The organism is Acidovorax sp. GW823-FHT05D11 (assembly GCF_058795695.1).
Window position 1 is genome coordinate 4,116,391 of sequence record NZ_CM179502.1, and the last position, 11,930, is coordinate 4,128,320.

Annotated in this window: 10 protein-coding genes, 1 tRNA gene and 1 pseudogene; 5 read left to right on the forward strand and 7 right to left on the reverse strand. The window is 62.5% G+C overall.

The window, feature by feature from the left end; genetic code table 11:
- Positions 1-54: 54 nt before the first annotated feature.
- A complete protein-coding gene (locus AC3RCE_RS18935) occupies positions 55-414 on the reverse strand; it encodes a hypothetical protein (RefSeq protein WP_492253684.1) in 360 nt (119 codons plus the stop codon).
- Between the two features lie 376 nt (positions 415-790).
- Between AC3RCE_RS18935 and AC3RCE_RS18940 the strand changes: the two genes are divergently transcribed.
- Complete coding sequence (locus tag AC3RCE_RS18940) at positions 791-1,384, forward strand: hypothetical protein (protein ID WP_492253685.1); 594 nt, start codon at positions 791-793, stop codon at positions 1,382-1,384.
- Here AC3RCE_RS18940 and AC3RCE_RS18945 read toward each other — a convergent pair.
- Positions 1,381-1,926, reverse strand: coding sequence for a P-loop nucleotide/nucleoside kinase family protein (locus AC3RCE_RS18945; RefSeq protein WP_492253686.1), 546 nt, complete (start codon positions 1,924-1,926; stop codon positions 1,381-1,383). The two genes, AC3RCE_RS18940 and AC3RCE_RS18945, sit on opposite strands and share 4 nt — an antisense overlap.
- Positions 1,927-4,377, reverse strand: coding sequence for a UvrD-helicase domain-containing protein (locus tag AC3RCE_RS18950; RefSeq protein WP_492253687.1), 2,451 nt, complete (start codon positions 4,375-4,377; stop codon positions 1,927-1,929). It lies immediately after the preceding gene.
- Between the two features lie 42 nt (positions 4,378-4,419).
- On the opposite strand from AC3RCE_RS18950, the gene AC3RCE_RS18955 reads away from it, so the two are divergent.
- Together AC3RCE_RS18955 and AC3RCE_RS18960 are read left to right on the forward strand one after the other, a co-directional pair.
- Complete coding sequence (locus AC3RCE_RS18955) at positions 4,420-5,136, forward strand: hypothetical protein (protein WP_492253688.1); 717 nt, start codon at positions 4,420-4,422, stop codon at positions 5,134-5,136.
- 213 nt (positions 5,137-5,349) lie between these two features.
- Complete coding sequence (locus tag AC3RCE_RS18960; RefSeq protein ID WP_492253689.1) at positions 5,350-6,327, forward strand: GMP reductase; 978 nt, start codon at positions 5,350-5,352, stop codon at positions 6,325-6,327.
- Positions 6,328-6,470: 143 nt separating this feature from the next.
- On the opposite strand, the gene AC3RCE_RS18965 is transcribed toward AC3RCE_RS18960, so the two are convergent.
- Complete coding sequence (locus AC3RCE_RS18965) at positions 6,471-7,352, reverse strand: alpha/beta hydrolase (RefSeq protein WP_492253690.1); 882 nt, start codon at positions 7,350-7,352, stop codon at positions 6,471-6,473.
- A 129-nt stretch (positions 7,353-7,481) separates the two neighbouring features.
- Between AC3RCE_RS18965 and AC3RCE_RS18970 the strand changes: the two genes are divergently transcribed.
- Together AC3RCE_RS18970 and AC3RCE_RS18975 are read left to right on the forward strand one after the other, a co-directional pair.
- Positions 7,482-8,366, forward strand: coding sequence for an NAD(P)-dependent oxidoreductase (locus tag AC3RCE_RS18970; RefSeq protein ID WP_369643069.1), 885 nt, complete (start codon positions 7,482-7,484; stop codon positions 8,364-8,366).
- A gap of 81 nt (positions 8,367-8,447) precedes the next feature.
- Positions 8,448-8,523: transfer RNA gene (locus tag AC3RCE_RS18975), tRNA-Lys, on the forward strand.
- 127 nt (positions 8,524-8,650) lie between these two features.
- Here the strand turns inward: AC3RCE_RS18975 and AC3RCE_RS18980 are convergent.
- From AC3RCE_RS18980 to AC3RCE_RS18990, 3 genes and pseudogenes are all read right to left on the reverse strand, one after another.
- Positions 8,651-9,202, reverse strand: a pseudogene (locus AC3RCE_RS18980) (DDE-type integrase/transposase/recombinase); the annotation flags it as partial.
- Between the two features lie 298 nt (positions 9,203-9,500).
- Positions 9,501-10,193: an SGNH/GDSL hydrolase family protein gene (locus AC3RCE_RS18985; RefSeq protein ID WP_218295699.1), complete on the reverse strand. Its 693-nt coding sequence runs from the start codon at positions 10,191-10,193 to the stop codon at positions 9,501-9,503.
- A gap of 476 nt (positions 10,194-10,669) precedes the next feature.
- Complete coding sequence (locus tag AC3RCE_RS18990; RefSeq protein WP_492253691.1) at positions 10,670-11,425, reverse strand: hypothetical protein; 756 nt, start codon at positions 11,423-11,425, stop codon at positions 10,670-10,672.
- Positions 11,426-11,930: the final 505 nt, after the last annotated feature.

Consider the following 11,930-nt stretch of genomic DNA (forward strand, 5'->3'; position numbering starts at 1 on the left):
TCGGACGGCTTGCGGTCCGGCCGGCGGTTGCCGGACGGACCCGCGGCACGCCGGTCAGTTGATGTTGATGCTGTTCACGTTGGCCGTGCCGCCGATGGCCTTGATGTCGGTGGCTTCGTTGCCGCTCACGGTGATGTCCGAGTTGCGGATCTTGGAGCCGGTGATGTTGACGCTGTTGACGTTGGCCACGCCTTCCATCGAGATCTCGGCCACCTTGATGCCGGCCTTGCCGCCGCCAGCGATGACGTTGGTGGCCTTGTTGTTGGTGACGGTGATGCGGCTGTTGGTCACTTCGGAGCCGGCGGAGCCCTTGCCCGAGATCAGGCCGGGAATCGCGACGTTGCCGCTCTGGGCGAAAGCTGCGCTGCAGGTAAATGCGAGTGCTGCGACGGTGGTAATGGCAAGTTTGCGCATATCAATAATCCTTCGAAGGGTTGAAATTAATTGACGAAGCAGCCGCTTGCGGCCTGCGAACGAATTCTTGAGGCGCGCACCCGTCCACACCGTAAAGAAATGTAGGCCCGGCCCGGGCTGGCATTTTCCGAGTTATCCACAGGTCGTACCTCCCAGGATCCACGCTCTGAGCCGCACGGGGTTTTGGTATGTAGGACAAGCACTTACTCCGCCAGCGGGTGCATTCCCACATTTGAACGATGCCGCCGCACTTCCATAATCCACCGTAAAAACAAACAAGTCTTTACACTTCAAATCATCATGAAACCCGCAATAACATTCAGAAATTCATACTTTCAAGAAAATGAATGGAATCTCCTGTTTTATTGTCACAAATATGAAATCAATTATCTTTCGTGGCTTTTTGTATATGGGGGCCGTGGGCGCCCTGGCGGCCTGCTCGCCCGCGGCCATCACCTATCCCAGCGATGCGCAGATTTCGGCGGCCCTGGAGACGCAGTTCGCCAGCGACCGCCACAGCGCCGCTGCGCGCGACCTGATCCGCACGCTCGGGGGCGAGAAGGGCAAGCTGCGCTATCAGATCCACCAGGTGATCTACCGCCAGGGCTCGTATGAGGCCCGCTACGACGCGGTGCTGGTGATGGGGCAGCCGGGGACCCAAAGCCTCCTGGGGCTGTACGGCACCATGATCCCCGAGGCCGAGCGCGCCAAGCTGCCGCAGGCCAGCCTGGAGGCCTATGAAGGCTGGCTCAGGCAGCAGGCCGAAACCCTCCGGAAAACCTCGGCACAGCAGGCGGGTGCGCTGGAGGCGACCCTGGAACTGCTGGGCAAGTGCTACCGGGACCAGCAGGCCGGGGCCGAGGTCACGGTGATGCAGGGCCTGGGGGCGCTGATCTCGCCCGAGCGCAGCGGGCTATACGCTGAAAAGCTGGCGCTGCCGGACACCACGGCGCGCTGCCTCCCCGCCTAGCCGGCCGTGCGTTCGCGCAGCGCGGCCAGGATGTGCCTGGCCGCTTCGCCCGGGCTGCGGTGGGCGGTGTCGACCACCAGCTGGTTGTTGTCCGCCGCCCAGGGCGCGTAGTCGTGCCGGCACACGGCATCCCAGAGGGGCGGCACGAGACCGGGTACGTCGCTCACCCGCTGCTCGACCCGCCGGCGGTGCTCGGCGGGATCGCCGCAGACCACCTCCACGGCCAGCATCGGCGCCTGCGCGTCCAGGGCCACGCGGTGCCAGGACGCGCGCGTCTCGGCCCAGGGGTTCACGCAGTCCGCCAGAACGGACAGTCCTTGCGAAAGATGGGTGCGCGCCAGGGCATACGCCACCACATAGCCCGCGGCCCCCACGCCACTGCCTCCCAGCGCGCCGCAATCCCGCAGCGCCTGCTCGATGGTGTCGATGCGCAGGTACACCGCCGGCCACTGCCCCAGCAGCGCGCGGGCGATCGTGCTCTTGCCCACGCCCGGCAGCCCGCCGAGCACCACCAGCGCCGGAGCGGCGGGCGATGATTTCAATCAGTCCACCACCGTGAGCTTGGCCACCGACAGCGCCAGCCACTTGGTGCCATGGCGCGGAAAATTGACCTGCGCGCGCGCGTCGTCGCCCGTGCCTTCGATGGCCAGCACCTTGCCTTCGCCGAACTTGGTGTGGAACACCGCGATGCCCACCCGCAAGCCGTGGGCGGGCGCGGTCTTCTGCACGGGCACCGGCGGGCTGGCGAAGGTCTCGGACTTGAAGCCAAATGAGCCTCTAGCGCTTGACCCATAAGCGCCAGAAGCTCCTGAATTAGGAGCAAATGAGCCAAACCCCTGCTGCTTGGGCGTGATCCACTTGAGCGCGCCCTCGGGCAGTTCGTCAAAGAAGCGGCTCTTGATGTTGTAGCGCGTCTGGCCGTGCAGCATGCGCGTCTGCGAATGGCTCAGGTACAGGCGCTTCCTCGCGCGGGTGATGGCCACGTACATCAGGCGGCGCTCTTCCTCCAGTCCGTCGCGCTCGCTGGCGGAGTTTTCGTGCGGGAACAGGCCCTCTTCCATTCCGCCGATGAACACGCCATCGAACTCCAGGCCCTTGCTGGCGTGCACGGTCATCAGCTGTACCGCGTCCTGCCCGGCCTGGGCCTGGTTGTCGCCCGCTTCCAGCGCGGCGTGCGTGAGGAAGGCGGCCAGGGGCGAGAGGGTTTCGCCGGTGTCCGCGTCCACGATGCCCGGCACGGGCTTGAGCGGTTCGTCGACGACCGGGGCATCGGGATCCAGCCCCTGGCTGACCGCGCTCTGCGTGAGCGGCGTGCCATGCTCGTCCAGCGGCAGAGCCACGGCATCGCGGCCAAACCCCTCCTGCGTGACGAAGCTCTCGGCCGCGTTGACCAGTTCTTCCAGGTTCTCGATGCGGTCGGCGCCTTCCTTCTCGGTGCGGTAGTGCTCCACCAGCCCCGAGGATTCGAGCACCTGCTCGATGATGCCGCGCAGGTTCAGGCCCTGCGTCTGCTCGCGCAGCACGTCCACCATGGCGACAAAGGCGCCGAGGTTGGCGCCCGCCTTGCCGGGCACGGCGCTCACGCCATCGTGCAGCGAGCAGCCGGCGGCGCGCGCTGCGTCCTGCAGCACCTCGATGCTGCGCGCCCCGATGCCGCGCGGCGGAAAGTTGACCACGCGCAGGAAGCTCGTGTCGTCGTGCGGGTTCTCCAAGAGGCGCAGGTAGGCAAGCGCGTGCTTGATTTCGGCGCGCTCGAAGAAGCGCAGGCCGCCGTACACGCGGTAGGGCACGCTGGCGTTGAACAGCGCCGATTCGATCACCCGGCTTTGCGCATTGCTGCGGTAGAGCACGGCGATCTCCTTGCGCTCGAAGCCGTCGCTGCGCACCAGCTGCTTGATCTCGTCGACCATCCACTGCGCCTCGGCCAGGTCGGTGCTGGCCTCGTAAACGCGCACGGGCTCGCCGGGCCCCTGCGTGGTGCGCAGGTTCTTGCCCAGGCGCCGGCTGTTGTGGCTGATGAGCGTATTGGCCGAGTCGAGGATGTTGCTGTAGCTGCGGTAGTTCTGTTCGAGCTTGATCTGCTGCTGGACATCGAACTCGCGCACGAAGTCGGCCATGTTGCCCACCCGCGCCCCGCGAAAGGCGTAGATGCTCTGGTCGTCGTCGCCCACGGCGATCACGCTGCCGCGCGCCTCGAAGCGCCCGCCAGTGTCGTTGCCCGCCAGCTGCTTGAGCCAGGCGTACTGCAGCTTGTTGGTGTCCTGGAATTCGTCCACCAGGATGTGCGCGAAGCGGCGCTGGTAGTGCTCGCGGATCGGGTCGTTGTCGCGCAGCAGCTCGTAGCTGCGCAGCATCAGCTCGCCAAAGTCCACCACGCCTTCGCGCTGGCATTGTTCTTCGTACAGTTGGTAAATCTCGACCTTCTTGCGGGCGTCGCTGTCGTGCGTGGGCACGTCGCCGGGGCGCATGCCCTCTTCCTTGCAGCCGGCGATGAAGTACGACAGCTGCTTGGGCGGAAAGCGCTCGTCGTCCACGTTGTGCTGCTTGCACAGGCGCTTGATGGCCGAAAGCTGGTCCTGCGTGTCCAGGATCTGGAACGACTGCGGCAGGCCGGCCGCCTTGTGGTGCGCCCGCAGCAGCCGGTTGCACAGGCCGTGGAAGGTGCCGATCCACATGCCGCGCACGTTCACCGGCAGCATGGCCGACAGGCGCGCCACCATTTCCTTGGCGGCCTTGTTGGTGAAGGTGACGGCCAGGATGCCGCCAGGCGTGGCGTAGCCGTTTTGCAGCAGCCAGGCGATGCGCGTGGTGAGCACCCGCGTCTTGCCCGAGCCAGCGCCCGCCAGGATGAGCGCATGCCCCGCCGGCAGGGTGACGGCGGCGAGCTGCTCGGGGTTCAGATGGGCCAGGAGGGGCGACGCAGCCGAGGGCGCATCAAGGGAGGTGGGCGCCAGCACATCTGGCCCCCCCGGGAACGGGTCTTGTGGGAACATCCAGCCATTGTAGAAAGCGCCCCGCCGCCCTCCCATTCTTTTATGAAAAACACTGCCCGCACCCTGGCCAGCCTCGTGGCCCTTGTACTCGCCCATGCACCCGCGGCCACCTGGGCCCAGGCCAGCTGCAGCAGCGACGGCACCCCACGGCCCACCGCCCTCTTCGAGCGCTTCCTCAGCGCGGACTGCGAGGCCTGCTGGACGGACCGCGCAACCCCCGCGCCGACCGCCGGCGCCGGCACGGCGGTGCTGGACTGGATCGTGCCCGGCGCGGCGGGCGAGGATGCACCGCTGGCCGCCGCTGCCGCCCGCGACGCCCTGGTCCGGCTGGAGGCGCTGGGCCGCAAGCCGCCCCGGGCCACCGACGTGCACACCGCTGCGGTACAGGCAGCCCGGCCTGCCGGACTGCGGGTGGCCCACGGCATGCCGTTCAACGACTACCTGGGCACGGCGATCGCGTTCACCCCGGGCCGGACCGCCGCGCCTGGCCCCCTGGAGTTCTACCTGCTGCTCGTGGAGGCCGTGCCAGCGGGAACCGACGGCACGGCCGTGCCCCGGAATATCGTCAGGAACATGCTCCACGGCGCATGGGGCAAGCCCGGCCAGCGGCCGGTGTCGGGATTGGGGCCATCGAAATGGATGGAAACACGGTCCATGCGCATCCCCGAAGGGGCGCAGGCCGAGCGGCTGCGCATGGTGGGCTGGGTGCAGGATGCCCGGGGGACGGTCATCGCCGCGGCGCAATCCACCTGCCGGTGATACCGGTAATACCACCATCGTTATAGGGTGGGACGGACAGGCGGGTAGAATCAATCACCGGGCCCAAGTTTCTTGGCGTCCGGTTTTTTTGTGCCCGCGCACCGCGGGGTTCGGAGCGGCCTGAACGGCCCCGCCCACAAAGCCGGTCCCAAGCCAAGCGCCCACCGCCGCTGAAATTGTTTGGCTGCGTCCCTTTATGGAGCTTGGAATCTCATGGAAATCTTCGACTACGACAACGTTCTCTTGCTGCCGCGCAAGTGCCGGGTGGACAGCCGCTCGGAATGCGACGCCAGCGTGGAACTGGGCGGACGCTCGTTCCGGCTGCCAGTGGTGCCCTCCAACATGAAGACGGTGGTGGATAAAAAGATCTGCACCTGGATGGCACAGAACGGCTACTTCTATGTCATGCACCGCTTCGATCTGGACAATGTCCAGTTCGTCAAGGACATGCACGCCCAGGGCTGCTACGCCTCGATCTCGCTGGGCGTGAAGCAGCCCGACTACGACACCGTGGACCAGCTGGTGGCACTGGGGCTCACCCCCGAATACATCACCATCGACATCGCGCACGGCCATGCCGACAGCGTGCGGAACATGATCGGCTACCTCAAGCAGCACCTGCCCAAGGCCTTCGTGATCGCCGGCAACGTGGCCACGCCCGAAGCGGTGATCGACCTGGAAAACTGGGGGGCCGATGCTACCAAGGTCGGCGTGGGCCCGGGCAAGGTGTGCATCACCAAGCTCAAGACGGGTTTTGGCACGGGCGGCTGGCAGCTCTCGGCGCTCAAGTGGTGCGCGCGCGTGGCCACCAAGCCCATCATCGCCGACGGGGGCATCCGCAGCCACGGAGACATCGCCAAGAGCATCCGCTTTGGCGCCAGCATGGTGATGATCGGCTCGCTGTTTGCGGGGCATGAGGAATCGCCGGGCCAGACCGTCGAGGTGGACGGCGCGCTGTACAAGGAATACTACGGTTCCGCGAGCGACTTCAACAAGGGCGAGTACAAGCACGTCGAAGGCAAGCGCATCCTGGAGCCCGTCAAGGGAAAGCTGGCCGGCACCCTGATCGAAATGGAGCAGGACGTGCAAAGCTCCATCAGCTACGCGGGCGGCAAGAAGCTGATGGACATCCGCAAGGTGAACTACGTGATCCTGGGCGGCGACAACGCAGGCGAGCACCTGCTGATGTAGCACGGGCGGCCGGCACGGCAGCGCCGGCCCCTTGCGCCGCCACGGCACATGCAGATGGCGCAGCCCAGGCCAGCGGGCGCCACCCCAGCGCGAAGCCCGAGGGGCGGGAAACACGGGCAGCGCCGCAGGGGATTGCCCCCACTTCAGGCGCGCAGCAGGTTTTGCGCCATGTGGTGCAGGTCATGCCCCGGCCTGGCCAGGCAATCCACGATGCTGAAATGGTGCAGGCCCGGCAGTGCCTGGCTGCGGGGGACGAAATGGCTGCCCCAGGCGTCCTGCATGAGCTGGTTCTGCCGCAGGAACTCCGTACTTTCATCGGCCCCCACCACGCAGTAGAGCGTGCCCGCTGGCGGCTCCAGAAGCCGCGCGGGGCTGCACTGAAGGACCTGCTGCTCCGTCAGGTTCAGCACCGACTGGTACATGGGGGTGTGCATGATGGGCTCCAGATCGTGGATCCCAGAAATCGACAGCGCATTGCGCACCAGCCCATCGGGCAGCCCCTGGCCGACCAGGGGCCACACGCTGGTAAGCAGCATGGCGGCCAGTTGCCCTCCCGCCGAGTGCCCGGCCACCGTGATGCGCCGGGGGTCCCCGCCGTGGCTGGCGATGTGGCGCCACACCCATTCCAGTGCCTTCTCCATCTGCCGCACGATATGGGGAATGGTGACCGGCGCCTCCGGCGTGCCGGGGCACAGCGCGTAGTTCACCACCACCACACAGAAACCGGCCTGCGTGAAGGACGGGGCAATGAACGAATGGTCGGACTTGTCCAGCGAGCGCCAATACCCGCCGTGCACGAACACCAGCACGGGAACACCGTCATCCGAGGCACGTGCGGACGGGAAAATATCCAGCGCCTCTCCCGTCCCGGTACCGTACGCCACGTCCAGCACGCACGGGTGGCTCGCCCGCACCCGGGCGGAATCGTCGGCCCAGCGCTGCAGATAGGCCATGTGGTCGGGCACCAGCGCGCGGTTGTTGTACATGCGCTCGAGCCAGGCGGGGTCGTGCAGGGGCAGGCTCATGGATGAAGTCTCCTGTGGCGGTGCGGCATCATCATTCCAATCCAACCATGCTGCAAGCTCCTTGACAGGGTGACGCACCAAAAAGGCACATGATGCACAGAGAGACAACCTTCCTGGGTGAATGACGCCATGACCACCACACCGCTTCGCATTGCAGTCCTCGGCATCGGAATGATGGGCCTGCCCATCGCGCGGCGCCTGAAGGACGCTGGACATCAGGTGCACGCATGGAACCGCACCCGCGCCAAGGCGGAGCCCCTGGCTGCATCCGGCATCACCGTGCATTCCCTGGCCGCCGATGCCGTCCAGAACGCCGACGTGGTGGTCAGCCTGCTTGAAAACGGCCCCGTGGTCGGCCAGGTGCTTTTCGAGGCCGGCGCGGCCAAGGCCATGCGCAAGGGCGCGCTGTTCATCGACATGGCCTCCATCCAGCCCCGCGAGGCCCGGGACCACGCCGCTCGCCTGGGAGAAATGGGGCTGTCCCACCTGGATGCGCCGGTGTCTGGCGGAACCGTGGGTGCGGAAAACGGCACGCTCGCCATCCTGGTCGGCGGTCGCCCCGAGGATTTTGCGCGGGCCCAGCCTCTCTTCGCCGCCTGCGGCCGCGCCACCCACGTCGGACCGCATGGCGCTGGCCAGCTCACCAAGCTGGCCAACCAGATGATCGTGGGCATCACCATTGGCGCGGTGGCGGAGGCGCTGCTGTTCGCCGCCAAGGGCGGGGCCGACATGGCCAAGGTGCGCGAGGCCATCCAGGGAGGCTTCGCCGACAGCCGCATCCTGCAACTGCACGGCCAGCGCATGGTGGAGCGCGACTTTGCCCCGCGCGGCCGCATGGCGGTGCAGCTCAAGGACATGCGCAACGCCCTGGCCACCGCCGGCGAGATCGGCTTCGATGCCCCCATCACGGCCCTCTTCGAGACCCTCTATGCCGAAGGCGTCGAGCATGGCCTGGGTGAACTGGACCACAGCGGCCTTTTTGTGGAACTCGCAAGCCGCAATGCGATGCAATAATTTTTTGCGGCGCTTGCCAACTCGCAGAAAATTGGTGCATAATTCGAGGCTCTGCAGCAATGCAGACAGATTAACAAGTTTGGGTTCTTAGCTCAGTTGGTAGAGCAGCGGACTCTTAATCCGTAGGTCGAGTGTTCGAGTCACTCAGGACCCACCAAACTAAAAAAGCCGCTACAGCTATCAAGTTGTAGCGGCTTTTTTCATTCATTCCCAACACGGGAGCCGGGTAGATCAACGGATTCCATCATCCACTTTGTGGCTTGAGGCGGTCGACCCGGATCCATGGCTTTGCCATTGGTCTGCGGCCGGCAGGGCCGCGTGAAGCCGTGCTTGATACCCAGGTCGACGCATGCCGCTCGGAAGTCACGCGAGCAGAACGCCAACCCTCTGTCCGTCAGCAGGCGCTTCACGGTGATGCCCAATCGGACGTAGCAGGTCACCGCATTGCGCAGAAATGGTCCCGCATGTACCTGCTTTTCGTGCGGGTGAATGGCGGTGAACACCAGCTTCGCGTGGCCATCGATGGCCACGAACAGCGCCTCTCAGCTTGCACCGTCAATAGCGTCTTTTCGATTGCCGGTGACGCGGTGGCTGGGCCGCACCATGCACCCGAGCTCCTTGGTGTCGAAATGCAGCAAGGCACCAGGAGCTTTGCGCCCATCGGCCAAGGCGACTTCGCCACCGGCCCGGTAGTGACCGAGCCACTTCCTGGCTGTTGGTGCAGTCAGGCCATACATGGTTGCCGCTCACACGGCACCCCAGCCCCCCTGCGTCATCTGCTTGAGCATCTCGATTCGGCGGGCAAAGGTAAGTCGGGCGTGCCTATGGAGGTTCATCCGGTTGGACATCCTGAGTCGATTGGGTGTTTGGCGACTTCCCAATACAAGACCAACTCGAGCCCACCCCAGCCATCGCGGCTCCGCGCACTGTACTTCAAGGATGCAGCGCCGCTGTGGCAGCGAGTACGACAACAGGCACCACCGCGTTAAATCCAACCTCCGATCTTCCCAACGAGATAAGCCCACCCCCGATGTCATCGTGCCGCGAGTACCGTTTTAGCCAAACGCACTGGTCAGAGTGCTATCGCACTCCGTGCTCGGGCACCCTTCGCCGTCTGCACTATGTACGGCATTCTTAGTAAGGCAACATGCAAATATAGGCCGCCACATACCGAAGATTTTCAGCAATGCCATTACTACTTGCCTGATCAAGGTGAACTGTGTCTGTCCACCCAAGAGGATTCGTGTCAAAGCTTGCATAGTGAACATTCTTTTCAACAGCAACCTCACGAACCGCCTGCTGAATCGCCACTACCGTGTCATATTGACTTTGAGTGAAATACTGAAGAACTTGCGGATATTGCAAGTCAGTAATTCCAGAAATGACCGGAATTCTATTGATCGACCTGACATAGTCAACCATTTGACGATAATCCTGTTTCACCCCTTGCACCGTAGGCGTACCAAAAGGGCCAGCCTCATACTCTTTTCTGAGATCATTTATGCCCGTTTGAATTACAACGATTAAGCTATGCGGGACACCATAAAATCCGCCGTTTCGAGCCAACTGAAATGTACTCTGCCCATTTATAGCATTATTTGGATTCACCGTATAACCATAATTTCTAAGCCAGGTCGCAGGGGTTGTATATAGAGTCCCTCCAGAATCATACCCAAATCCATGCAAGATGCTATCCCCATTGAACTCAATAGAGCACTGAGCAGGACTGCCAACTTGTTGGCGTTCATAAGAAAAGGCACTACCTGAGCTCAAAAGTGCAGCAATAGCAAAGTTAACCGCAAAAAATGCACCAGACATTCTCTTCATATTCAATCCTCTCGATAATAAAATAGCAATCCCTATAGACCGAGTGTGATCGTAGTGAAAAAAATGCACTATCCTGGATTTTTTACAATCTCTTTCTTTTTACTTCCAATAGCACTCCATCCACGATGAGAGCCAAGGCATTTTTCTAACCACCCCATCCATCCACAACGACCAAGTCAATCTCACCGTCGCAATTCAACTGACGCAACATGTCCTGACCCGCACACAGCGCCACCTCTCGCCTCCCTGCATGGCGCGATTGAGCACATTACCCAGGATGCAGCATTCGATGTTGACGCCTGTTGCAAAACTCTGGTCGCTCATACACGTCTCGCATGGACCGCCGCAACACGCCATCCACCAACAGAAGACGACCAGCTGCACCAACAACCTGAACAAAGAGGCCCGAGCAGTGCGAGCCTTTCCAAGGATTTCAGGAGCGAATAGGATCAGATAGCCGTACGAATAAAGGCCACCTAGAAATAGTCATAACCAAACCATGTGATGTTGGCGCCTGATCCGGGCGCCCGCGCAAAAGTCCCGGAGGCGGAAGAGCTCAGAGGCAGGAAAGCAGATTTTTGAAGCCCAATTTGGGCTCGCTGCACGACCTTAACCGAGGTTGAACTTTCGTGGATCAACTCCGCATAAAGGTTCAACCAGTCTCCGGTGGTTGGCGCAAGAGATATTTTCACCCAATAATGATCACCAGGCACGAAACTCCAATCAGCGGGGAGTGGCTCAACATACGCGCCGCCAGCCGAATAAGTACTTCCAACACATACACTTATTGGCGCCGTATTCACCGCCTGCCCACACAAATTAGCAGCATTCCACACATACGCGCTGCCGTTCGTGGCAGTCGTTGGATTAAACCATAACTCCAGATTAAGTCCGTTCGCGGCGACAAATGCTCCTGCTCCATAGGTCCATAAGGGGCTCTTAAAACCGATAGGTGCAGAGTTCATATACGCGGGATTCGCGCCTTGCACATAAGCCACAATTGCATGATCGCTCATTGGGCTAGTGGGCGATCCCCATGTGAAGCGACCTTGAAGTTTTATAGGTGCCGCTCCAGGAGTTGGAATTGGCTTTGTGAATCCACTTGGATAGAAAAAATCGAACCCCGCCGTCCCCCCGGTTGCGGAAAGGATCCCGTTGTCAGAAGCAGCGGATGCTCCCACAACAGCCCCGGACAGAGCAAATGCCGTGACCAATGCTTTCTTAGACCACATTGAAAACTCCTATATTGAAAAAGAATATCGATACACTCAACTGCCGGCCAAATCCCAGACCTGCTTGCATACATGTCCGGGGCGCCCAGCATATATCAATCAAAACCCTGATGCCTATCAACGGTTTAAAAGGCTGAGTGCAGTCCATCGGCTACGCGCGGCTTGCTCTTGGCTGAGATGGCTCTGGCGAACGGAACGGAACCGTGGCGCCCAACGAAGAGCCATCCGTGGATGGGTTTCTCGCAACTCCACGGGCTCGCCAAGATTTGCGCGCGCAAATAATGGCCTTTGGGGCTCGACTTCGGGCACCGGGGAACGATAGTCCGGCACATGCAGCGCCCCCTCTTGAATTCGAGTGCGCCGGGGTCGTACTTTGGATGGGGGCTAGGGCCCGCCATGGGCTACTGACCTCTCACCGGAGATCGAGGCTTGCCTCAAGAAGCCGTCATTCGCGCTCGAATCACCGGACCATCTCGAACAGCACCGCTCTAGCGCTCATCTCAGA

What these genes read in the sequence shown, in the direction of transcription:
- AC3RCE_RS18985 (WP_218295699.1), bottom strand. Translation starts at nt 10,193, where the DNA reads ATGAAGAGAATGTCTGGTGCATTTTTTGCGGTTAACTTTGCTATTGCT.
- AC3RCE_RS18990 (WP_492253691.1), bottom strand. Translation starts at nt 11,425, where the DNA reads ATGTGGTCTAAGAAAGCATTGGTCACGGCATTTGCTCTGTCCGGGGCT.
- AC3RCE_RS18965 (WP_492253690.1), bottom strand. Translation starts at nt 7,352, where the DNA reads ATGAGCCTGCCCCTGCACGACCCCGCCTGGCTCGAGCGCATGTACAAC.
- AC3RCE_RS18970 (WP_369643069.1), top strand. Translation starts at nt 7,482, where the DNA reads ATGACCACCACACCGCTTCGCATTGCAGTCCTCGGCATCGGAATGATG.
- AC3RCE_RS18960 (WP_492253689.1), top strand. Translation starts at nt 5,350, where the DNA reads ATGGAAATCTTCGACTACGACAACGTTCTCTTGCTGCCGCGCAAGTGC.
- AC3RCE_RS18940 (WP_492253685.1), top strand. Translation starts at nt 791, where the DNA reads ATGAAATCAATTATCTTTCGTGGCTTTTTGTATATGGGGGCCGTGGGC.
- AC3RCE_RS18955 (WP_492253688.1), top strand. Translation starts at nt 4,420, where the DNA reads ATGAAAAACACTGCCCGCACCCTGGCCAGCCTCGTGGCCCTTGTACTC.
- AC3RCE_RS18935 (WP_492253684.1), bottom strand. Translation starts at nt 414, where the DNA reads ATGCGCAAACTTGCCATTACCACCGTCGCAGCACTCGCATTTACCTGC.
- AC3RCE_RS18950 (WP_492253687.1), bottom strand. Translation starts at nt 4,377, where the DNA reads ATGTTCCCACAAGACCCGTTCCCGGGGGGGCCAGATGTGCTGGCGCCC.